The following is a 21,532-nucleotide window of genomic DNA, read 5'->3' as shown; positions in this document are numbered from 1 at the left end:
ACTATAGTTAAATTAATTAAAATAATACATGTAATAAAGCATTCGTCGTATACTCTGAGGGATTAATAGTAGCATACAATCCTGCCAATACTGAGGTGGAAAATGTAGATTCGCCTTTGTATGAATCTACTAGCTTCTTAGTATAGTTTGACTATCACAGCTTTCTTAATTTACCATGATGAGTTTAGTAATTTTCTTCTATAATGTTATGAATCTAATACTTAACTATGGCGGAACAAACATTTCATTATGCTGGACAAGTTCTAATAGTCTCAAGACATCTTCTTGGATCTATAGTTTCTTCACCACATACAAATCCGCAAGTGTATGCACAGGTATTTGCACAAGTATTAGCATATGTCGGATCCTGTGTTGGTTCTGGACAACATGAATGCCCGTGACAAGTATATGTTCCTCCTACTCGAAGTTGACCTTGTATTAAATGAGCTACAGTTGATTTATTTATTTGCAATGACGATTTTCTGATTTGTTTTTTCATAATGTTTCGGTTATAATGATTTTTAAATTACTTTTTTTATGCTGGACACGTACGATACGTTTCCGAATAGGTGCAAGAACGATAGGTAATTAAATAAAGGTGTGGGATGAATGTTGGACACAATTGTGGTACTGCAGATGCTCCTTTTAACATATCCATTTTTTTGTCTGATAAACTTGTAATATTAGATTTATTAATCTTTAACGTTTTTTCTATCTTTTTTTCTTGATGATGGTTAGCTTTAAAATTTATTTACTTGATATTTTTTATGTTAACATGTTGTTTTTGGACATTGATAATAATTGGTTTGTAAAATGGTAATACAATCCTGCGTCACACAATCTTCTGTTTCACAATTCAATCTGTCAACAGATTCAATTCCTATAGTTCTTCCTTTTACTTGCGAAGTTTCGAAATTTGAAATCACAGACTTATTTAAAGTAAAATTTGACTTAAACTCTTGTTTTTTCATGATGTAATACTTTAATAATGAATACCCTATTAGTTTTTCAGCTTCCCCTATTCGATATAAATGGCCGTTTATTTCTTTCATAAAGCAAATCATAAAAGTCTGTAAAAACATCCCAACCGATAAAGGTTGACAAATTTATATTCGGTCTTTTTTCTGTATTTTTTCTATTTGTTTTATACCGTGGGTTTTATACGTTATATAGTTATTTTTTAAAAAATCAATGTATTTTTGAGAGTTTGGTATTCATATTGTATATACCTATAAAACCTAACATATAGCGTATGAAAAAATTACTACTTACCACTTGTATCGCCTTATTGCTAATCGCCTGAGGCGGTGTAAAAAAAACACAGGAAGCATTAAATACCGGGAATTATGACTTAGTAATCAATAATGCTATCAATCAGCTTAAGAAGAATAAAACGCGAAAGCGTAAACAGCAATTTGTGCATTTATTAGAAACGGCATATTCAAAAGCTGTGGCCCGCGATTTGGAGGAAATCAAATTCTTAGAAAAAGAAGGAAATCCAGAAAAATTAGAAATCCTCTATAACATTTATATCGGGTTGGATAACAGACAAGAATTGATAAAACCATTACTTCCACTACCTATTTTGGAAGAAGGAAGAAATGCTCGTTTTAAAATGAACAATTATTCTAAAGAAATCATCAGCACCAAAAACAAACTGGCTGAACACTTATACAACAAAGTTTCTTCATTAATGTTTGAAAGCGGAAGTAACAAATTTGCATACCGCAAAGCTTTTGAAGATTTGCAATATATTGATGAAATTTCACCAAACTATAAAAATGTGCGCCAACTCATACAAGAAGCGCATGCAAAAGGAACCGATTTTGTACTCGTAACACTCAATAATGCAACTGATAAAGTAATTCCTAGACGTTTAGAAGATGATTTATTGAACTTTAATACGTATGGTTTGAATGATCTGTGGACGGTATATCATGGAACAGAAATTGCAAAAATCAGCTATGATTTTGGATTGATACTTGATTTTAGAGACATTCAAGTATCACCTGAGCAAATCAGAGAAAAACAAATCATCAAAGAAAAAGAAATCAAAGATGGTTGGAAATATGCACTTGATGCTAATGGAAATGTGCGAAAAGATAGTCTTGGAAATGATATCAAAGTTGATAAATTCAAAACCATTCGTTGCGAACTCTATGAGTTTACACAATTCAAAGCTGCACAAGTCAATGGACAAGTTCGTTATGTTGATTACAGAACAAAACAATTAATTGAAGCCTTTCCTATTAGTACAGAGTTTATTTTTGAACATGCTTATGCAGATTTTGACGGAGATAGAAGGGCTTTAGATGATAGTTATCGCGATTTAATTTCTGTGAGAGCTGTACCATTTCCAAGCAATGAGCAAATGATTTATGATTCTGGAGAAGATATAAAAGCAAGACTCAAAGCAATTCTTACACGGAATAAATTTAGGCGTTAACCATATATTTTAACTTCAACCAAAAAGGCAAAAGTGAGTATGTTTTACTCACTTTTGCCTTTTTTAGTTCACACATCATTCTATAAAACTTGCTTTCATTCCTTTATTCAACCGTTCATCAATTGAAGTCAACGCAGAATCAAGTCACTCTTATGTTGGCTATATATCTCAAATATATTTGAATCAGAATTTTACACTTAACAAGCATGCAAATTGAAAATTCAGTTTTAAATAATAACTTTTAAATAATCAATTATGAGATATATACAACTTATAACAATAGCATTACTTTTTTCGATTACAACTACTTCACATGCACAAAACCTTAGTTTTAATTGGTCCGAACCTGGCACAAATTCTTTTAGCAACGCAAATATAGATGTTTGTGGAGCCAGCAGAACTGTAAGACTTGGAGTATCATGAAATAATGATCCCAATTGTCCATAAAGAAGTTGGGGAAGAAATCGATATCGATGGACTGTGAAAATATTCAAAGACAATAATGTAATCTCTACAAGAAGATTCACTTCTAGTAGTTGTTGGTTCAATAAATTTTATGATAATTTTCAAGTATCATCAGTAGTTTACAGAGCACATATACAACTTGATGTAAGAGGCTTCTTTTGGAGTTGGAGTATTCAAGCTTCTGAAAATGCTGGTATTATAAATGTCACCAGACAAGAGGCTACACCTTCTTTTACAATTAACGGAATTATCCCTAATCCTGAAATTCCTACAGAAGTTTGTCCAGCAAAAATACTTATAAACCCAAGTGATACTTCGTGTGAAGAAAATTATTATATGGATGTTTAGGAATTTGATTACACTAATTGGGATAGACCTCAAAAATATGAATGAGGAAAATGGTTTCAAGTAGAAGCGCCACAGGAATTAAATCTCCAACAACTTTCGGCAACTTACAGTTATGGAAATGACTTTTTAGGAACTGATCAAACAAGGCAAGGAGAAATTCTAAATGGAGTAAATCTACCAAGCAACAATAATCCAAGGTGTTATTATATCAAAGTTTGTTCTGGCTATCCCGAATGGAAATGTGCCGCTGCTGTCATCAAAGTAAAATGTGATTGTCATTAAAGTAGAAACACAGATACAAACTCTATCAATAGTTTGTATCTGTGTTTTTATAGTTAAATACTGTGTAAAAAAACAATCTAGGCTAGCCTATTCTGACTCCAATACGATTTAGGTGAAATGCTCGTTTTCTTTCGGAATGCGTTATAAAACAAAGTCCGATTGTTAAATCCGGTGGCATAGATGATTTCGTTGATATTCAAATCGTTTTGTTTATCCTGCAAAAGTCGAATTGCTTCATCAATCCGACAATTATTGACAAACCCAAAGAAGTTTACCTGAAAATGTTCGTTAATCAATCGTGACGTATGATGTCGTGACAAATTCAAATGTGACGATAATACATCCAGCATAAGCAAACTGTCAAAAAATAATTTATCAGATTCCATTAAAGAAATCAACTTTTCTTTCATTTCTGCAGCAATCGAAGAAGACAAACCGTTATTTTGATACTTTATAAAAGGAATCTTTAAAGTTCCAGAAAAAATACTTGGCTGCATATACCAGCATTAAAAGTGTGAAAACATCTACCAAATATCGTCTCGGAATTAGCCACCAATTCACATAATCTGCATGTGAATTTGCACTATCAATTTCATGTTTCAATTCTATCAGTAAAAATAATAGCTTCCAAAGACAAAAAAGATCCAAACTAAAGGAATTACATGCCATAAATCACGCCTAGTAAACGGGCTTTTATTAAGTACTCGTTTTAAATATATATACATCAAAGGACCATAACAAACCCAAGTAATAAAATTGGTAAACGACATGTCCCTATATAATAACCGTCGTAAGCAGACCAAAATGGACAGTTAAAAAACTGATTATAAGAAAATAGTAACGAAAAAACGCCAAATATACTATTGGCAACGCGATCACCTTTACGCTTTAAGAAAAATAAAATTCCGAGTGCAAAGGCTTGTATGGCAAATGCCAAAAAAAAGCATTATCCTTATATTAATGGTAGTTTCCATCGGCAGTAATTTTTAAGAACGAATTTTGATTGATTGAATGATGTAAATTAAATGCACAAAACAGCCCCTAAAATCTGTCTTAAAAACTCTTAATTCTTAATTTTAAAAAGTTAAAAAAGAAAAATCACACAAATTGCTCTAGTGGAATTGCGTTAATTTGACTGTGAGAAGCATGTGCTACCGTAATTCCATTTTTTATTACAATTAATTGTGGACTCTCATGCCATACTTGGAAACGCGCTGCAATCTCTTGTGAAATTGGACGGAAACTCAATAAATCCAAATAATATACTTTCATTTGATTTTCTTCTAAATCATAAGTACTTTGAAACTGATTAATCACCATTCTACTAATTCCACAACGTGTACTATGCTTAAAAATAGCAACTGGCATTGTTTTCGATTCCTCAACAATAGTGTCTAACTGTGACATATCTGTCAATCGTGCCCATTGTAGTTTTGAAGGTTCTTGAGCTTCTGAAGGTTTAGAACTACCAAATAATTTATTGAATATTCCCATAAGTATCTGTAAATTTAAAGTATCGGTCGTATGCTTTTATTAAAACTTGCAAAAATGTCAAAATGTCTTACAAATACTAGCATTAACCGCCATTTTGTCTTGTATTCTCAATTGGAATAACAATTGCAAAATTACTATAAAATTACAGAACCGAACGCTATGAATTTTAACAATTATACTTTAAAATCACAAGAAGCTGTACAACAAGCACAGCTTATTACGCAAACATACGGTCATCAACAAATTGAAAATGAACATCTTTTCAAAGCCATCATGGATGTTGATGATAATGTATTGCCTTTTTTATTAAAGAAACTCAATGTAAATGTTACACTACTTTCTCAAATATTAGAAAGTACACTCAATAGTTTTTCAAAAGTCAGTGGCGGAAATATTATGCTATCTCCTGCTACTGGAAAAACCTTGACAGATGCTAGTATTGTTGCCAAAGAAATGAATGACGAATTTGTATCAACTTCGCATTTGGTATTAGCTCTTTTTAAATCGAATAGTAAAATAGCACAGATTTTAAAAGATCAAGGTGTTACTGAAAAAGCATTAAAAACTGCCATTCAAGAGCTTCGCAAAGGTGAACGTGTAACTTCTGCTACGGCGGAAGACACCTATAACTCGCTGAATAAATACGCCAATAACTTGAACCAATTGGCAAACGACGGAAAACTCGATCCAGTGATTGGTAGAGATGAAGAAATCCGCAGAGTTTTACAAATTCTTTCGCGTAGAACGAAAAACAATCCGATCTTGGTTGGTGAACCTGGTGTTGGTAAAACAGCTATTGCGGAAGGAATGGCACATAGAATCATACAAGGCGACGTCCCTGAAAACTTAAAAGACAAACAAATTTATTCGCTTGACATGGGAGCATTAATCGCTGGAGCCAAATTTAAAGGTGAATTTGAAGAACGCTTAAAAGCAGTGATTAAAGAAGTAACTTCGGCAGATGGTGATATTGTCTTATTTATTGATGAAATACACACACTAGTTGGTGCTGGCGGCGGACAAGGTGCTATGGATGCAGCAAACATCTTAAAACCTGCCTTAGCTCGTGGAGAACTAAGAGCCATTGGAGCAACTACATTGGATGAATATCAAAAATACTTTGAACAAGACAAAGCCTTAGAGCGTCGTTTCCAAAAAATTACCGTAAGCGAACCAGATACGGAAAGTGCAATTTCTATTCTGAGAGGAATCAAAGAAAAATACGAAACACATCATAAAGTACGTATCAAAGACGAAGCAATTATAGCAGCCGTTGAGTTGTCGCAACGTTATATTACCAATAGATTTTTACCAGATAAAGCCATTGACTTGATCGATGAAGCTGCTTCTAAATTACGTATGGAAATCAATTCAAAACCTGAAGAATTGGACGTGTTAGACAGACGTATCATGCAGTTAGAAATTGAGATTGAAGCGATCAAACGTGAAAACGATGAGGCAAAATTGAAATCATTAAATGCAGAATTGGCAAATTTGAAAGAGGAACGCGATGAAATTTTCTCCAAATGGCAATCTGAAAAAGATGTAGTAGATCAAGTACAAGCAACGAAAGAAGCCATAGAAAATTATCGTGCAGAAGCCGAACGTGCCGAACGCGAAGGAAACTATGGAAAAGTAGCAGAATTGCGTTATGGGAAAATTAAAGAAGCGCAACAACAATTAGATGTGTTGCAAAAAGAATTAGAAACACAAGAAGAAAACGCACTCATTAAAGAAGAAGTAACCAACGAAGATATTGCTGAAGTTGTAGCCAAATGGACAGGAATTCCAGTAACTAAAATGTTGCAAAGTGAACGCGAAAAACTATTGCAACTCGAAAAAGAATTACACAAACGTGTAGTTGGGCAAGAAGAAGCCATTATTGCAGTTTCTGATGCAGTTCGTAGAAGTCGTGCAGGATTGCAAGATGTCAATCGTCCAATTGGTTCGTTCCTTTTCTTAGGAATGACAGGTGTTGGAAAAACGGAATTGGCAAAAGCTCTTGCCTCTTATTTGTTTGATGATGAAAACGCCATGACACGAATTGACATGAGCGAATATCAAGAATCACATTCTGTAAGCAGACTAGTTGGTGCGCCTCCAGGATATGTGGGATATGATGAAGGTGGACAACTGACGGAAGCTGTCCGACGCAGACCATATTCGGTTGTTTTACTTGACGAAATAGAAAAAGCACATCCAGATACCTTCAATATTCTATTACAAGTATTAGATGAAGGTCGTTTGACAGATAACAAAGGAAGAGTTGCCGATTTTAAGAATGCAATCATTATTATGACATCTAACATGGGAAGTCATATCATCGAAGAAAAATTCAAGGCAATGCAAGACATGTTTAGTGCTACAGAAGCTGCCAAGGTAGAAGTCTTAGGCTTATTAAAAAAAACAATACGACCAGAGTTTCTTAATCGTATTGATGATATGGTCATGTTTACACCATTAACGCAAAGCGACATCAAAGAAATTGTGCGTTTGCAATTAAAAAGCGTGACAAAAAGACTTTCTAAACAGCAAATTACTTTAGATGCTACTGAAGAAGCCATTCAATACTTAGCACAACAAGGATTTGACCCACAATTTGGAGCTAGACCTGTAAAACGTGTCATTCAAAGAAAAGTGTTGAATGAATTATCTAAAGAAATTCTAAGTGGAAAAGTGTCTGCTGAGAGTATCATTTTACTAGATGAATTCAACGATGAGTTGGTATTTAGAAATCAGACTAATTTGATTGAAAACTAATAAGAAGTTTACATAAAATTCAATTAAAGTAATCAAGAGCAGCTCGCAAAAAAGCTGCTCTTGATGTTTACTGACAAAGACAGGAAATATTCATATCTCCTGAACTACAAGATTCAATACTAAAACGTCGTAGGAAAGGCTTTATTTTAATGGAAAAAGTTAAAATTTGTAAAAGAAATTGTTCAGTATTAGTGCTAAAATCGTATCCGTTCTTTTTTTTTTGTTAAAAAAGTTTCTTCATTAATTCTATTTATCGTTTATATTATTTTTTAATAAATTAATGTGATGAAAAGATTTAAAATACTATTAAATATCTTTGTAATTTGTTTAACAGCAACACTCTCTAGTTGCTTTACTCTTATAATCCTGAAGACAAGAAACAATTCGTTTCTAATTTTGAATATTTTTTTGGATTCATTCCTCCAGATTCAATTAAAAATGCAAAAAAAAAAGCAATATTTTATACCGAAAGCTTATGAATGATGTGTGAAAGTGATCAACACTTTTTAAATAAAATAATTGCTAAAGATTCCCTATTAAAATCAATCAGAAAAGAAAACAACCAATTTTATTATGGTATAAAATCTATTAAGGAAATGTTCGGTACTCCTAGTTGGTTTAAAAAGCCTTCTAACAACATACAAACTATGTATTCCAAATTAAATTCCTAAACCATACTTACAGTGAATGCTATATATGGCATGACAAAGAGCATAAAAAAACCTACATTTTTATAAGCTATTTTGATTAAGAGTAATTTTTCTATCTACAACAATAACCATAACTTTAAGAAGTTTATTACTAAACATTAATAACCAAACCATGCAGCAAAAAATAATTTTCAGTCTATTTCTAATTTTCAGCGTATTCGCAAAAGCTCAAAACGAAAAGCCAGATAGAGAAGCTTTCACTTTAAAAGTAGCCATAGATACTATAAATTTCTATCAACAAGAAGTACCAAAGTCTCCATACTTTGTCAGAGATAAAATCCTTCAAATATATCCTTCTGAAAAGCTTTTTATTGAAACAGAAATTAAGGGAGATTCTATTCACACTATGAAAGTAGTTACAGAGAATGTTAACCCTGAAAAAACAATTACACTAGAATTTATCCAAAACGTTGAAGGCAAAAAACATACTAATATGATGTTGACGGTAAAAAATCCTTTTGAGAAGCAATTAACCTATGAGGCTTTAATAAACATAAACGGAGGATCTGAATGGATTCCAACAAGTATTATTCCTGTAAGACCAAGGCTTGCTAGTTTTGAATTTTGGAATGATGTTATATTATCATTAGTACTTGTAGAATGGAAGCTTAAATAAAGTGTGTTTTGCAAATTTGAATGTATCAATAATAAAGCAAAAAAGATAGAAGCATGAACTAATACATACTTCTATCTCTTCCTTAACTAACTCAAAATATTTAATTATAGTAGGATATAATTCAGTTTTAACAATTAAAAAGTGTGTTTCCACAACCTCTCGGCGTACAACTCAAAGCGGCATCTGCAAAACAAGTTGCTACGGTTGGACAACTATTAGTATCGCAATTATTTGATCCGCAATTATTTGTTCCACATTGATGGGAAGGTGGCGCACAATCTGCTGCGTTTGCAGTTCCTCCTTTTAATGTTTTCCTATAAAAAGAAGCAACATTACGCTTTCCCAAATACAACTTTGTATCAAAATTCTTTTTCTTCATGGTGTCCTTTTTTAGATTTGACAATTAACCATCGATCCACAACCATCAGGAGTACAACTTATAATCGGATATGTATAGCAAGCATCTTCTCGCATAATGATACAATGATAAGGACAGGTTTCTTTATCAGAACATATATCCGAAGGTTGGCAAACATCCTTCTCTACTGTGATTGGTGGAATATAGGCTATTCCTCTATGACTGTTTTGGAGTTAAATGAAGTAATCTTATGCTTTTTAAAACGCAACTTTACATGTAAATTCTTTTTTTTGATATTGATAGATTTAGCATTTAACAATGAAATACGTTAAACACTTACAGGCTTACAATTATCAAATTTTGGATCTGTACACGAACATGTTTAAATTGGGCACAAACTGTTATGTGTTAATGGATCTGGTTCCTCTGTATTCACATTCACTAAGCCTCCTGTGAGTTTTGTAGCATCTAAAGCAGCAATTACTTTCTTTTTTAACTCCAATCTATTTGTTAAATTTCTTTTTCTCATGATATATAACTTAAGTTAATTACATATAAACCCGCTAAAAACCAAACACTTACCTACACACAGAAACTACACTTCGGCTACGTTTTTACAATAAAAACATATTTTATACCGATCGGTATATTTTTTTATATACCTTTGAAGTATGATCACAAAAGCTGAAAAAACCGCCGCTTTTATTATAGAAACTGTTGCACCTATTTTTAATCAAAATGGATATGCTGCAACAAGCATTTCTGATATTACCAAAGCCACTGGTTTGACAAAAGGTGCGATTTACGGGAATTTTAAAAATAAAGAAGAACTCGCAATTGCTTCGTTTAAGTTTATGGTAAAGCTTTTATTGAAAGAAATTGTAAAGCACATGGACAAAAGTGATTCTCCTATTAGAAAATTATTTTTAATGACCGATTTTTATCGCAACTATTACTTATACACGAACAAAATGGGTGGTTGTCCAATTTTAAATGTAGGCGTGGACGCGAATAACCAAAATACGTTACTATTACAGAAGGTACGAACCATTATTCAACGCATTCAAGATCAATTAGCTACAATTATAGAAGAAGGAATAGAACTCGGAGAAATCAGTACTAAAGTGAATGCTATGCATACGGCAAAACGTATGGAAACAATGATTCAAGGCGCCATTTTTATGGCATATACCATGGATGATGATTTTTATATTAAAGACACCATGGATCAAATTGATAACATGATTGAAAAAGAACTAAGAGCATAAAACTATTTTTTTAACTATAAATATACCGATTGGTATATTTTAAAAACAACATGAATTATGACCGAATTACCAAAAATTTTAACCAGCAAAACCAAAATCAGATTCCAAGATTGTGATCCGTTAAATCACCTTAACAATAGTAAATATTTAGATTACTTGATTAACGCAAGAGAAGATCAATTAATAGAACATTACAATTTAAATATCTTCGAAAATGCTAAAAAAACAGGTACAACATGGGTAGTTGGTTCGCATCAAATTGCTTATATACGTCCTGCCAATGTGATGGAAACTGTAACTATTGAATCACAATTATTGCAATACGGAAAGAAACAACTATTGGTAGAAATTCGTATGTATAGTGAAGCCAAAACTGAATTGAAAGCTGTTATGTGGAGTTCTTTTGTGCATTTTAATGTATTAAAAGGAAAAGCGCATGAACACAATGAACAGTTTTTATCTTTATTTGAACAAGTACAACTTCCTGTAACAGAGTCGCATTTTGACGAACGTGTAAAAAGTTTACGAATGGTGAGTATTTCTTGATAATTATCAGTTTTCAAAGTTTGCTTTTTAAGTATCTTTACCTAAAATTGAAAGTTCATGAACATTAGCCGTCACATAGATCATACATTGTTAAAACCAACTGCAACAATTCCTGATATAGAAAAACTCTGTGAAGAAGCGTTGGAACATAACTTTTTTTCTGTTTGTGTAAATAGTTGTCATGTAGCATTGGTAAAAGATTTTCTATCCAAAAGTGATACCGTAAGCGTATGTAGCGTAATAGGTTTTCCGCTTGGTGCGATGAGTACTGAAGCCAAAATAGCTGAATTACAACAAGCCAAACACGATGGGGCTGACGAGTTTGATATGGTGATCAATTTGGGCTGGCTAAAATCTGGGAAAGAAAATTTAGTCGAAGACGAAATCAGACAACTAAAAAAAGCTGCTGGAAATTTGACTTTAAAAGTGATTATAGAAACCTGCTACCTATCGGATGAAGAAATTGTAAAAGCATCTAAACTTGCCGTAAATGCAGGAGCCGATTTTGTAAAAACATCTACTGGTTTTGGAACGGGCGGTGCTACTTTAGAAGCTATCAAGCTTATGAAAGATACCGTAAACGGAAAAGCAAAACTCAAAGCTTCTGGCGGTATTCGCGATTATGAAACAGCTCAAAAATATATTAATGCAGGCGTTTCTCGTATTGGAACTTCCAATGGAATTGCTATTGTTACAAGAACTCCATCACAAAACAGCTACTAATTATGAGCATACATATCAATGCAAAAAAAGGCGATATTGCGCCAACAGTTTTACTTCCAGGAGATCCAGTTCGTGCCAAGTGGATTGCAGAAACATTTTTAGAAAATCCAGTTTTATACAATGACGTTCGCGGTATGTTTGGATATACAGGAACTTTTCAAGGGAAACCGGTTTCTGTACAAGGAACAGGAATGGGAGCGCCATCAATTTCTATCTATGTACATGAACTTATCAACGAATATGATGTTCAAAAACTCATTCGTGTAGGAAGTGCTGGTTCGTATCAAAAAGATGTAGAAATTCGTGATATTATTGTGGCAATGTCTGCTTCTTCCAATAGTTGCACCAACCATTTACCGTTTCAAGGTGAAAATTTTGCTCCTACTGCAAATGTCGAATTGTTCTTAGATGCCATTGCTACTGCAAAAGACAAAAACATTCCTGTAAAAGCTGGAAATATTTTAACAAGTGATATTTTTTATCAAGAAGATCCTGACTATTATAAAAAATGGGCAAAATATGGCGTTTTATGTGTAGAAATGGAAACTTCAGCTTTATATACCATAGCAGCGCGTTTTCAAGTAAAAGCATTATCTTTACTCACAATATCTGACAGTTTGGTAACACATGAAACCACAACTTCAGATGAACGAGCGCAAACGTTCAAAGAAATGATCGAAATTGCGCTTGCTATTAGTTAATCAAAAAACACAAATACCTAATGAAAAAAAATATTCTATTTGTACTGAGTTTATTCTTAGTAGTAAACTGTTTTGCTCAAGAAGGAAAAGAAAGTAAAAAAGAGAGAGAAACGGGAACTTCCGTATACTATCTAATTCGCCATGCAGAGAAAGATCGTTCTGATAAAAGCAATAAAAATCCTGATTTAACAAAACAAGGACACAACAGAGCTGAATATTGGGCTTCTGTCTTTAAAAAAGTACCTTTTGATGCTGTGTATTCTACAAATTATAATAGAACAAAACAAACGGCAAAACCAACAGCAAAAGCACACGAGTTAGAAATAAAAACGTATAATCCTTTTGGAATAAAAATGGATGACTTTTTAAAAGAAACCAAAGGACAAACCGTGCTAATTGTTGGACATAGCAATACAACACCAAACTTTGTAAATCGCTTGATTCAACGAGAAAATTATGAACCTATTAAAGATGATAACAACGGTAATTTGTACATAGTTACCATTTCTGGAGATTCAAAAACAGTACAATTATTGACAGTAAATTAATCCTTGTCTTTAAAAACTACTATAAAAAACGCCGCTATAAAGCGGCGTTTTCATTTCCCAAACTATGTGCAAACAATTAAAATTTCATTCCAATACCGAATCCTATGACCAAAGGATTGATATCGATATCTGCTCCTAGTGCTGCATTTGGATTAACAGTAGCATCTGTTTGAATGAATATCTTTTTCATATCTAAATTTAAAAACCATGTATCATTTAGTGCATAATCAAATCCTGCTTGAAAAGCGAATCCGAAACTATTATCATAATCAATATTATCTAATATAGGACCTTCATAAGCACCATAAAAAATGGTATAGTTCACCCCAGCTCCTACGTAAGGCTTAAAATCGCCTATCGGATAATGATATTGAAACGTTAAAGTTGGAGGTAATAACCAAACATCACCCAAATCAATTGTCCCTCCAGCAGTATTGATAGCTTCAACATCATGATTTGCCGTTCCTAAGATTAATTCAGCCGCCCAATTTTCCGTAAAGAAATAAGTAAAATCCAATTCAGGAACATAGGCAGTAGAAATAGAAACATCGCCTCCAATAGCTTCTATAGAAGCACTTTCATTTGGTATGATAGAAATCACACGTGCGCGCACTTGCCATTTTTTAAACGTATTTTTATCTTGTGGTTGAACATCTTCCTGTGCTGTTAGTTGAACAATTCCTAACAATAAAAAAACACCGAATACTGCTTTTTTCATAAGTCTATTATTTAATAATTATAGTACAAATGTATGTGCGACTTTCTCGGATAAAAATGACAAAAGTCATAGTATATTGAAAGATATTTTTTGGAATTGCTAAAGCTTAGCTATAGATATACTTGTGATTCTAAGAAATGTTAGTAACTTTGGCAATTCATGCAAAAAAACATCAACATACAAAACAAAAAAGCGCGTTTTCAATACGAAATCATAGATAAGTATACGGCTGGAATTGTACTCACAGGAACGGAAATTAAATCCATTCGATTGAGTAAAGCTTCTATTGCCGAAAGTTTCTGTGAATTCAATGAGCGCGGCGAACTTTTTGTGGTAAATATGTATATTGAAGAATATGCTTTTGGTACACACTACAATCACAAGCCAAGAAGCACTCGTAAACTTCTCTTGAATAAAAAAGAATTGAGAAGTCTGCACAAAAGTGTCAAAAATGCAGGACTAACCATAGTTCCGTTGCGTTTATTTTTAAACGAAAAAGGCTTGGCAAAACTATCCATTGCTTTAGCTAAAGGTAAAAAGGTTCATGACAAACGTGAAACGATCAAGGATAGAGATAACAAGCGTAACTTAGAGCGTATTAAAAAGAGTTTTAATTAATTCTTTTTTGATTCAATCTGTAAACGATTGTACTTCTTTAATATCTTAATGACTTCCTCGTGCGGTAGTTTATACACTTTATTTCCATTCACTCCTTCCATTGTTTCAGCTGCAATCATTGAATTAATTACAGCTTCTTCAACAGCTTGAATTGTTGCATCAAAAATATCATTCATCCAATCGTTTGAAAGAACTTCTACTTCTGTTTTTCCTTTTCGTATATACGCATTTTGATTTGCTGTAGAAAACGCGATAAAGATATCTCCAGAACCATTTGCACCTATTCCTCCTAAACGTCCAATTCCAAGTGGAACTCGTTGTGCAACTCTTTTTAACTGATGTGGTAACAAGGGAGCATCTGTAGCTACAACAACAATAATAGAACCATCGCCGCTCTGTCTTCTAAATTGTGGCGGAGCTTTATAGTCTACACGTAATGTATCTTTTAATTCTTCTCCAACTGGAACACCCGCGATTTTAAATCGTGGTCTATGTCCAAAATTTGACTGAACCAAAACTCCAACAGTATAAGTAGTATCTGGAAATTTTAATATTCTTGACGAAGTCCCAATTCCGCTTTTAAAATCAAAACTCATCATTCCTGTACCGCCACCAACATTTCCTTCAGCAATAACACCTGAAGAAGCATTTTTAATTGCTTCTAATACATGTGTATCTTTTACCTGAAATCCATAAATATCATTTAAGAATCCATCATAAGTTTCGGCTACCACAGGAAATGCCCACCACCAATCCTCTGAACTCCACGAGGAATCTACCATCCATTGCAAAGTTGCTTTTTGCACTGTTCCTACACTAAATGTATTGGTTAACATAATTGGAGTTTCCAAAAAACCAGATTCTGTCAACCACGTAGTTCCTGTCATTTCTCCATTCCCATTGAGCGCATACCAATTAGCATATACAGGCTTTTTTTTCTTTCCAGCAGGAAAAATTGCTGTAACACCAGTTCTTACAGGACCGTTGCCTAAGCTAATTTTTCCTTTTCCAGATATAATCGTAGAATGCCCTACCAAAACACCCTTAACATCTGTAATAGCATTGTAAGCTCCTGGAGTTCCATCAAAAGGAATTCCTAAATCTCTAGCTCTATGAGTTTGCGCAAAAACTTGACTTACACACAGTAGAAAAAAATAAAAAAATAATCGTTGCTTTTGCTTTGTTATAGTCATGGCGTTGAAGTATGGTATATCAGTTTTGTCATGCATACTTCAAAAATACACAATAGATTTTAGTTTTTATCTTCTAACATCGGCACAAAACGAAACTCTCCAAATTCTTTTTTGGTAAATGACTTTTCTGAAGTTCTAATGAATAAAGTCATGATTTGTACCTTATTGTTTTCACCAACAGGAATCACAAGCTTTCCTCCTACTTTCAACTGTGCTAATAAAGGTTTTGGAACAAATGGCGCGCCAGCGGTGACCACAATGCCATCAAAAGGCACTTCTTCTGGCAATCCTTTATAACCATCTCCAAAAATGAGTCGTTTCGCTCTATATCCTAATTTTGGTAAAAATAAGCTGGTACGTTTAAACAGTTCTTTTTGGCGCTCAATACTGTAGACTTTTGCACCTAATTCGAGTAACATAGCTGTTTGATAACCACTTCCTGTACCAATTTCCAAAATTTTTGCACCTTTTTCTATTTAGCAATTGTGTTTGAAAAGCTACTGTATACGGTTGTGAAATGGTTTGATCGGCACCAATTGGAAAAGCTTTATCCTGATACGCATGATCTTCAAAACTTGAATCCATAAACAAATGACGTGGAATATTTCGAATTCCATTCAATACTTTCTCATCAGTAATTCCTTTGTTAGCAACCACTTGTGCTAACTGATTTCGCATGCCTTTATGTTTAAACGTATCCTTCATCTTGTCGCAAAAATAACAGTATTTTTTATCTATCAACACAAATAATTCACTAAAAATACAACTAATTGATTACGAATACCTTTTTAGTCAAAATAAAAAATCACAGACGTTTTTACTAAAAAAAGCAATATTCCAACAGATTTGTTTGTCATAAATCTAAGCGTTTTAGAAAAATAAATTATTTTTGTGCAAAACACTTTTTTTATGCTTAAAGCTGGAGTTTTAGGTGCTGGACACTTAGGGAAAATTCATCTTCGTTTATTACAACAATCTTCCAAATACGAACTAGTCGGTTTTTATGATGCAAATCCTGAATATGCAAAGCAAATTGCTGCCGAATTTGGATATACCTATTTTGAAACTATTGATGCCTTAATTGATGCTGTAGATGTAATTGATATTGTAACTCCTACGCTTTCGCATCACGAATGTGCAAAAAAAGCCATTACGAAAGGGAAACATGTTTTTATTGAAAAACCAATTACCAACACAGTTGCTGAAGCTGAAGAGTTAATTGTATTATCAAAAAAATACAATGTAAAAGGGCAAGTAGGACATGTAGAACGTTTCAATCCTGCATTTACGGCGGTAAAAGATAAGATCAACTCGCCTATGTTTATTGAAACGCATCGTTTAGCTGAATTTAATCCGCGTGGTACAGATGTTCCTGTGGTTTTAGATTTAATGATTCATGATATTGATGCCATATTAAGCGTGGTAGATTCTAAAGTGAAACAAATCAATGCTAGTGGTGTTTCTGTGATTAGCAACTCACCTGACATTGCCAATGCGCGTTTGGAATTTGAAAATGGCTGTGTTGCCAATTTGACGTCAAGTCGAATATCCATGAAAAACATGCGAAAAAGTCGTTTCTTTCAACGTGATGCATACATTTCAGTAGATTTCTTAGAGAAGAAAGTTGAAGTTGTAAAAATGAAAGATGCGCCAAAAGAAGCAGATGAATTTGCATTGATTCTTCAAAATGCAGAAGGTGTTAAAAAGCAAATCTATTTTGAAAACCCTGATATTGATAGCAACAACGCCATTTTAGACGAATTGGAAACATTTGCTGACGCCATTCATAATGATACTTCACCAATTGTTTCTTTAGAACAAGGAACAGAAGCCTTACGTGTTGCAATTCAAATTATAGATACATTCAAGAAATAATTTGCAATGACAACACTAAAAAATACATTCCTGTGTCTTTGTCTATTTACGATAACGTTTGCGTTTTCTCAGGAAGAAAAAATAGTTCCTGCTGAAAAAGTAAATTTATCTGCACTGATAAAAAATGTACAGATCATTAAAAAGGATAAAGAAACTTTTAAAATAATTTGGTGGATTCCTACCGAATATTGGAAGCTCTCACTAGAAAATAGTAGCATGGCAAACTCTAGTTACGCTGATGAGATGATTGCCACTTTTGAAGCTTTTACCTTAGTCTGTATTATCAATACTGAAATGCTTCCATTCGGAGGTTTTGAGGCTAGGAAAACATCTAAAATTCAAATCAAAGATAATAACGGAAACACGTATAACACTGTTGATGAAAGTCTTATACCCGAAGAATATGGAGCTGTATTATCAATGATGAAACCAATGATGGCTGACATGTTTGGACAATTTGGAGAACAAATGGAATTTCATGTTTTTCCCAAAAAAGCTAAAGACGGCTCACTGATTGCCAATCCCTTAAGTAGAGGAAAATTTACCGTAATCCTAAATACAGAAGAATTTGATTTTCCGCTTCCTTTAAGTTCAATGGTAGAAAAGAAAATATGTCCTAAAGACAAAAAACTATACAACGGGACCTGGAATTACTGTCCAACAGATGGTAAAAAACTAAAATTACAGACTAAATAAACTATAAAATATGAAAAATGTAGCTGTTATCGGAGCTGGAACTATGGGCAATGGAATTGCGCATACATTCGCTCAATTTGGCTTTAAAGTTCAACTAATAGATATCTCTCAATCTTCTTTAGACAAAGGAATAGCAACCATTACGAAAAACTTAGATCGTATGGTCGCTAAAGAAAAAATTTCCGAAGAAGACAAACAAAATACATTAAGCAATATTACCACATTTACAAGTTTAAAAGATGGTGTAGAATATGCAGGTTTGGTCGTAGAAGCTGCTACGGAAAATGTAGATTTAAAACTGAAAATTTTTAGAGACTTAGACGAATTATGTCCAGAGGACACCATTTTGGCAACCAATACTTCTTCGATCTCTATTACACAAATTGCTGCCGTGACTTCTCGCCCTGAGATGGTGATTGGAATGCACTTTATGAATCCTGTACCGATCATGAAATTAGTTGAAATTATTCGTGGTTACAATACTTCTGATGAAGTAACAAATACGATCATGGAACTTTCAAAGCAATTGAATAAAGTACCAACAGAAGTAAATGATTATCCAGGATTTGTGGCAAACCGTATTTTAATGCCAATGATCAACGAATCTATTGAAACTCTTTACAATGGCGTTGCTGGTGTTCAAGAAATTGATACCGTAATGAAATTAGGAATGGCACATCCAATGGGACCTTTACAATTGGCAGATTTCATCGGATTAGATGTATGTTTATCTATCTTAAATGTAATGTACGAAGGTTTCAAAAATCCAAAATATGCACCGTGTCCATTATTAGTAAATATGGTAATGGCAGGTAAATTGGGAGTAAAATCTGGAGAAGGATTTTATGATTATGCAGAAAGTAGAAAAGCGGAGAAAGTCGCAAAAATGTTTAGCTAATGATTGATACCAAAACGTATCAACTGACGAGTAAAAAGTATCGAAAAATCTTCTTTTTTATTTTTGGAAGAAGCTTATTACAACTATCACCATTTTTAATTGTGTGGACCTTATTATTAGGTTGGCAACTTGGGCGTTTGATAGCTTTATATAGCTTGATTGCACTTGTTATACTTGGTTTTAGTTATTTAATTCTAACGTTTGTAAAAAACTTAGAACCGTTTTTTTCAGAAACACAAGTACAGTTTAATGACGAAACATTACAACTTACTAGCAATGGTAAAAGTTCCTCTTGGAGAATGGGCGAACTAAAGAATGTAATTATCAAAGAAGATTATTGGTTGGTATATGTGACAAAAATAAAATACACATATATTCCTCATAATATTTTTTATTCGGAAGACGATTTCAAAAAATTCAAAACGTATATAAACGCTTGAAGCAACTTATACTAATACTATGTTTATGTTTGCTTGGTTGTAAACAAACTGAGCAAAAAAGCGTGTCCAAAAATCACAAAGAAAAGACAAATGTATCGAAAGATTCGTTTGTCTTTTTTGATTCCCTATTCAAAAAAAATCCTAACTATATTGTCAAAGGTTTTGACTTTCCAGTTGGGAAACCAGATGCAAAAGGCTATTACAATGCGCAAAAATTTACGGTAAACAATCATTTAGGAGACGATTGGAACGGAACAGGTGGCGGAAATTCCGATTTTAGGAGATCCTATTTACGTAATTGGAAATGGATATGTAACTTTTGCTGAAGACTATGGCGGTGGTTGGGGAAATGTGATTCGTGTGGTTCACAAATACAAGGGCAATTATTACGAATCCTTATATGCGCATTGTGACAAAATTTCTGTAAAAAAAGGTAGCTTTGTGACAAAAGGTATGCAAATTGGAACTATCGGTAATGCCGATGGCGTCTATTATGCGCATTTACACTTAGAAATTCGCGATGATATTTTTATGGAAATCGGAGGCGGATATAGTAAGAATACGAAAGGGTTTCTAGATCCTACTAAATTTATCAAATCTAACAGAAAGTAACGTGGCAAAAATACAACCATTCAAAGCAGTACGACCAACACGCGATAAAGTAAGTCTTGTGGCGGCACGTTCGTACCAAAGTTATACACAAGACGAACGCGAAGCACGTTTGGATTACAATCCGTTTTCGTTTTTACACATTGTGAATCCTGGTTACAAATACCACAAAGAAATTTCTGGAAAAGAGCGTTATGGCTTAGTGCGCAATCGTTATTTGGAATTTAGAGAAGATGGTATTTTTGTCCAAGATGAATCACCATGCTTCTATATTTATAGAGTTGTAAATCGTGAGCAGCAAGTATTTACAGGAATTGTGGCTGCGGCCAGTACCGAAGACTATAAAAATAATGTCATCAAGAAACATGAAGATACAATAGAATACAGGGAACAAATTTTTAAAGAATACCTAAAAACGGTAGGTTTCAATGCTGAACCTGTACTCCTAACCTATCCAGATTCTGATACTATTCGTTCCATTTTACAAAAATATACAGAAACACGCGCCGAATTTGAATTTACTACTACCTATAGAGATACACACTATTTGTGGTTGGTAAATGATGCATCTGACATTGAAGTGATTCAAGAAGAATTTACGCGCATGGGCGATATTTATATTGCGGACGGACATCATCGTTCAGCTTCTTCATATTTACTAAGTGTAGATTCTAAAAGTGAAAATAATGCACATTCAGGAACGGAAAGCTACAATTCATTTATGAGTTACTTAATTCCTGAATCTGAATTACGTATTTATGAGTTTAACCGATTGATTAAAGACCTGAATGGTTTATCAAAAGAACAGTTTCTATTAAAACTCGATCAAGTATATCGTATTGAAAACCGAGGACATGAGCTTTATAAACCTTCTAAAAAACATCATTTTAGCATGTATTTAGATGGTGAATTTTACTCACTATACTTACGAAAAACAGATTATAAATTTACAGATTCATTAAGTAGGCTTGACACTCATATTCTCTTCATTACTATCTTAAAACCTATTTTGGGCATTACTGACTTACGAAATGATAGCAGAATTGATTACGGATATGACAAACACAATGTCATTGAAATGAAAAACCGAATTGATTCTGGTGAATTTGCCGTTGGTTTTGGACTCGTTCCTGTGAACGTTGACGAAATGAAACAAATTGCTGACGAAGGTTTAACTATGCCTCCAAAAAGTACATATATAGAACCTAAGTTACGTAGTG

General features: G+C 33.4%; 25 protein-coding genes and 1 pseudogene. 17 read left to right on the top strand and 9 right to left on the bottom strand.

The window, feature by feature from the left end:
• Positions 1–247: 247 nt before the first annotated feature.
• Together MK119_RS19445 and MK119_RS19440 are read right to left on the bottom strand one after the other, a co-directional pair.
• Entirely contained in the window at positions 248–499 is a 252-nt protein-coding gene (locus MK119_RS19445) for a hypothetical protein (protein WP_290682429.1), read from the bottom strand.
• 271 nt (positions 500–770) lie between these two features.
• Complete coding sequence (locus tag MK119_RS19440; RefSeq protein WP_290682426.1) at positions 771–971, bottom strand: hypothetical protein; 201 nt, start codon at positions 969–971, stop codon at positions 771–773.
• 446 nt (positions 972–1,417) lie between these two features.
• Between MK119_RS19440 and MK119_RS19435 the strand changes: the two genes are divergently transcribed.
• On the top strand, positions 1,418–2,446 hold the full coding sequence (locus tag MK119_RS19435; protein WP_366512843.1) for a hypothetical protein: 1,029 nt from the start codon (positions 1,418–1,420) through the stop codon (positions 2,444–2,446).
• Positions 2,447–2,926: 480 nt separating this feature from the next.
• Positions 2,927–3,259: a hypothetical protein gene (locus MK119_RS19430; RefSeq protein WP_290682424.1), complete on the top strand. Its 333-nt coding sequence runs from the start codon at positions 2,927–2,929 to the stop codon at positions 3,257–3,259.
• Between the two features lie 359 nt (positions 3,260–3,618).
• Here MK119_RS19430 and MK119_RS19425 read toward each other — a convergent pair whose 3' ends face one another.
• Both MK119_RS19425 and ytxJ read right to left on the bottom strand, forming a co-directional pair.
• Positions 3,619–4,038: a helix-turn-helix domain-containing protein gene (locus MK119_RS19425; protein ID WP_290682422.1), complete on the bottom strand. Its 420-nt coding sequence runs from the start codon at positions 4,036–4,038 to the stop codon at positions 3,619–3,621.
• 601 nt (positions 4,039–4,639) lie between these two features.
• Positions 4,640–5,035, bottom strand: a complete 396-nt coding sequence (gene ytxJ / locus MK119_RS19420; protein ID WP_290682419.1) for a bacillithiol system redox-active protein YtxJ — start codon at positions 5,033–5,035, stop codon at positions 4,640–4,642.
• Between the two features lie 159 nt (positions 5,036–5,194).
• Here ytxJ and clpB point away from each other — a divergent pair, with 159 nt between their 5' ends.
• Both clpB and MK119_RS19410 read left to right on the top strand, forming a co-directional pair.
• Entirely contained in the window at positions 5,195–7,795 is a 2,601-nt protein-coding gene (gene clpB, locus MK119_RS19415) for an ATP-dependent chaperone ClpB (protein WP_290682415.1), read from the top strand.
• Positions 7,796–8,617: 822 nt separating this feature from the next.
• Positions 8,618–9,121, top strand: coding sequence for a hypothetical protein (locus MK119_RS19410; protein WP_290682412.1), 504 nt, complete (start codon positions 8,618–8,620; stop codon positions 9,119–9,121).
• A 127-nt stretch (positions 9,122–9,248) separates the two neighbouring features.
• Here the strand turns inward: MK119_RS19410 and MK119_RS19405 are convergent, their stop codons facing one another.
• Together MK119_RS19405 and MK119_RS19400 are read right to left on the bottom strand one after the other, a co-directional pair.
• Positions 9,249–9,500, bottom strand: coding sequence for a hypothetical protein (locus tag MK119_RS19405; protein ID WP_290682409.1), 252 nt, complete (start codon positions 9,498–9,500; stop codon positions 9,249–9,251).
• Positions 9,501–9,861: 361 nt separating this feature from the next.
• Entirely contained in the window at positions 9,862–10,008 is a 147-nt protein-coding gene (locus tag MK119_RS19400) for a hypothetical protein (RefSeq protein WP_290682406.1), read from the bottom strand.
• Positions 10,009–10,150: 142 nt separating this feature from the next.
• On the opposite strand from MK119_RS19400, the gene MK119_RS19395 reads away from it, so the two are divergent.
• Genes MK119_RS19395 through MK119_RS19375 form a run of 5 tightly spaced genes read left to right on the top strand, consistent with a single transcriptional unit; the run spans position 10,151 to position 13,265 of the window.
• The gene (locus MK119_RS19395) at positions 10,151–10,747 is read left to right on the top strand and encodes a TetR/AcrR family transcriptional regulator (RefSeq protein ID WP_290682403.1); all 597 of its coding nucleotides are present in this window, start codon (positions 10,151–10,153) and stop codon (positions 10,745–10,747) included.
• A gap of 57 nt (positions 10,748–10,804) precedes the next feature.
• Positions 10,805–11,293 carry an acyl-CoA thioesterase gene (locus MK119_RS19390; RefSeq protein WP_290682400.1) on the top strand — a complete coding sequence of 163 codons (489 nt, stop codon included), beginning with the start codon at positions 10,805–10,807 and terminating at the stop codon, positions 11,291–11,293.
• A 57-nt stretch (positions 11,294–11,350) separates the two neighbouring features.
• On the top strand, positions 11,351–12,016 hold the full coding sequence (deoC, locus tag MK119_RS19385; protein ID WP_290682397.1) for a deoxyribose-phosphate aldolase: 666 nt from the start codon (positions 11,351–11,353) through the stop codon (positions 12,014–12,016).
• A 2-nt stretch (positions 12,017–12,018) separates the two neighbouring features.
• Complete coding sequence (gene deoD / locus MK119_RS19380) at positions 12,019–12,717, top strand: purine-nucleoside phosphorylase (RefSeq protein WP_290682394.1); 699 nt, start codon at positions 12,019–12,021, stop codon at positions 12,715–12,717.
• A gap of 20 nt (positions 12,718–12,737) precedes the next feature.
• On the top strand, positions 12,738–13,265 hold the full coding sequence (locus MK119_RS19375; protein ID WP_290682391.1) for a phosphoglycerate mutase family protein: 528 nt from the start codon (positions 12,738–12,740) through the stop codon (positions 13,263–13,265).
• Positions 13,266–13,341: 76 nt separating this feature from the next.
• Here the strand turns inward: MK119_RS19375 and MK119_RS19370 are convergent, their stop codons facing one another.
• Entirely contained in the window at positions 13,342–13,983 is a 642-nt protein-coding gene (locus MK119_RS19370; RefSeq protein WP_290682388.1) for an OmpW family outer membrane protein, read from the bottom strand.
• 159 nt (positions 13,984–14,142) lie between these two features.
• Between MK119_RS19370 and smpB the strand changes: the two genes are divergently transcribed.
• Positions 14,143–14,601 (top strand): SsrA-binding protein SmpB, encoded by a 459-nt coding sequence (smpB, locus tag MK119_RS19365; RefSeq protein ID WP_290682385.1) that lies wholly within the window; start codon positions 14,143–14,145, stop codon positions 14,599–14,601.
• On the opposite strand, the gene MK119_RS19360 is transcribed toward smpB, so the two are convergent.
• Both MK119_RS19360 and MK119_RS19355 read right to left on the bottom strand, forming a co-directional pair.
• Positions 14,598–15,794 (bottom strand): P1 family peptidase, encoded by a 1,197-nt coding sequence (locus tag MK119_RS19360; RefSeq protein ID WP_290682381.1) that lies wholly within the window; start codon positions 15,792–15,794, stop codon positions 14,598–14,600. The genes smpB and MK119_RS19360 overlap by 4 nt on opposite strands.
• Positions 15,795–15,853: 59 nt before the next feature.
• Positions 15,854–16,499: pseudogene (locus tag MK119_RS19355) on the bottom strand (protein-L-isoaspartate(D-aspartate) O-methyltransferase).
• 204 nt (positions 16,500–16,703) lie between these two features.
• Between MK119_RS19355 and MK119_RS19350 the strand changes: the two are divergent.
• The 7 genes from MK119_RS19350 to MK119_RS19320 all read left to right on the top strand — a co-directional run.
• On the top strand, positions 16,704–17,669 hold the full coding sequence (locus MK119_RS19350) for a Gfo/Idh/MocA family oxidoreductase (protein ID WP_290682378.1): 966 nt from the start codon (positions 16,704–16,706) through the stop codon (positions 17,667–17,669).
• A gap of 6 nt (positions 17,670–17,675) precedes the next feature.
• Entirely contained in the window at positions 17,676–18,365 is a 690-nt protein-coding gene (locus tag MK119_RS19345) for a hypothetical protein (protein WP_290682374.1), read from the top strand.
• Between the two features lie 10 nt (positions 18,366–18,375).
• Positions 18,376–19,263, top strand: coding sequence for a 3-hydroxybutyryl-CoA dehydrogenase (locus tag MK119_RS19340; RefSeq protein WP_290682371.1), 888 nt, complete (start codon positions 18,376–18,378; stop codon positions 19,261–19,263).
• A complete protein-coding gene (locus MK119_RS19335) occupies positions 19,263–19,703 on the top strand; it encodes a YcxB family protein (RefSeq protein WP_290682368.1) in 441 nt (146 codons plus the stop codon). Before MK119_RS19340 ends, MK119_RS19335 begins: the two co-directional genes overlap by 1 nt.
• A gap of 62 nt (positions 19,704–19,765) precedes the next feature.
• Positions 19,766–20,029 carry a hypothetical protein gene (locus tag MK119_RS19330; protein WP_290682365.1) on the top strand — a complete coding sequence of 88 codons (264 nt, stop codon included), beginning with the start codon at positions 19,766–19,768 and terminating at the stop codon, positions 20,027–20,029.
• Positions 19,962–20,315 (top strand): M23 family metallopeptidase, encoded by a 354-nt coding sequence (locus MK119_RS19325; protein WP_290682362.1) that lies wholly within the window; start codon positions 19,962–19,964, stop codon positions 20,313–20,315. Before MK119_RS19330 ends, MK119_RS19325 begins: the two co-directional genes overlap by 68 nt.
• Before the next feature lies 1 nt (position 20,316).
• The coding region (locus MK119_RS19320) for a DUF1015 domain-containing protein (RefSeq protein WP_290682359.1) at positions 20,317–21,532 on the top strand (1,216 nt) is incomplete at its 3' end.

It is taken from the genome of Kordia sp. (genome assembly GCF_022447245.1).
Taxonomy (GTDB): domain Bacteria; phylum Bacteroidota; class Bacteroidia; order Flavobacteriales; family Flavobacteriaceae; genus Kordia.
Note: the sequence above shows the minus strand (reverse complement) of the source record. Positions and strands in the feature narration are given on the sequence as shown.

What these genes read in the sequence shown, in the direction of transcription:
- MK119_RS19445 (WP_290682429.1), bottom strand. Translation starts at nt 499, where the DNA reads ATGAAAAAACAAATCAGAAAATCGTCATTGCAAATAAATAAATCAACT.
- MK119_RS19390 (WP_290682400.1), top strand. Translation starts at nt 10,805, where the DNA reads ATGACCGAATTACCAAAAATTTTAACCAGCAAAACCAAAATCAGATTC.
- MK119_RS19370 (WP_290682388.1), bottom strand. Translation starts at nt 13,983, where the DNA reads ATGAAAAAAGCAGTATTCGGTGTTTTTTTATTGTTAGGAATTGTTCAA.
- MK119_RS19395 (WP_290682403.1), top strand. Translation starts at nt 10,151, where the DNA reads ATGATCACAAAAGCTGAAAAAACCGCCGCTTTTATTATAGAAACTGTT.
- MK119_RS19400 (WP_290682406.1), bottom strand. Translation starts at nt 10,008, where the DNA reads ATGAGAAAAAGAAATTTAACAAATAGATTGGAGTTAAAAAAGAAAGTA.
- MK119_RS19360 (WP_290682381.1), bottom strand. Translation starts at nt 15,794, where the DNA reads ATGACTATAACAAAGCAAAAGCAACGATTATTTTTTTATTTTTTTCTA.
- MK119_RS19440 (WP_290682426.1), bottom strand. Translation starts at nt 971, where the DNA reads ATGAAAAAACAAGAGTTTAAGTCAAATTTTACTTTAAATAAGTCTGTG.
- ytxJ (WP_290682419.1), bottom strand. Translation starts at nt 5,035, where the DNA reads ATGGGAATATTCAATAAATTATTTGGTAGTTCTAAACCTTCAGAAGCT.
- MK119_RS19405 (WP_290682409.1), bottom strand. Translation starts at nt 9,500, where the DNA reads ATGAAGAAAAAGAATTTTGATACAAAGTTGTATTTGGGAAAGCGTAAT.
- MK119_RS19345 (WP_290682374.1), top strand. Translation starts at nt 17,676, where the DNA reads ATGACAACACTAAAAAATACATTCCTGTGTCTTTGTCTATTTACGATA.
- MK119_RS19375 (WP_290682391.1), top strand. Translation starts at nt 12,738, where the DNA reads ATGAAAAAAAATATTCTATTTGTACTGAGTTTATTCTTAGTAGTAAAC.
- deoD (WP_290682394.1), top strand. Translation starts at nt 12,019, where the DNA reads ATGAGCATACATATCAATGCAAAAAAAGGCGATATTGCGCCAACAGTT.
- MK119_RS19425 (WP_290682422.1), bottom strand. Translation starts at nt 4,038, where the DNA reads ATGCAGCCAAGTATTTTTTCTGGAACTTTAAAGATTCCTTTTATAAAG.
- MK119_RS19410 (WP_290682412.1), top strand. Translation starts at nt 8,618, where the DNA reads ATGCAGCAAAAAATAATTTTCAGTCTATTTCTAATTTTCAGCGTATTC.
- MK119_RS19340 (WP_290682371.1), top strand. Translation starts at nt 18,376, where the DNA reads ATGAAAAATGTAGCTGTTATCGGAGCTGGAACTATGGGCAATGGAATT.
- smpB (WP_290682385.1), top strand. Translation starts at nt 14,143, where the DNA reads ATGCAAAAAAACATCAACATACAAAACAAAAAAGCGCGTTTTCAATAC.
- MK119_RS19335 (WP_290682368.1), top strand. Translation starts at nt 19,263, where the DNA reads ATGATTGATACCAAAACGTATCAACTGACGAGTAAAAAGTATCGAAAA.
- MK119_RS19350 (WP_290682378.1), top strand. Translation starts at nt 16,704, where the DNA reads ATGCTTAAAGCTGGAGTTTTAGGTGCTGGACACTTAGGGAAAATTCAT.
- clpB (WP_290682415.1), top strand. Translation starts at nt 5,195, where the DNA reads ATGAATTTTAACAATTATACTTTAAAATCACAAGAAGCTGTACAACAA.
- deoC (WP_290682397.1), top strand. Translation starts at nt 11,351, where the DNA reads ATGAACATTAGCCGTCACATAGATCATACATTGTTAAAACCAACTGCA.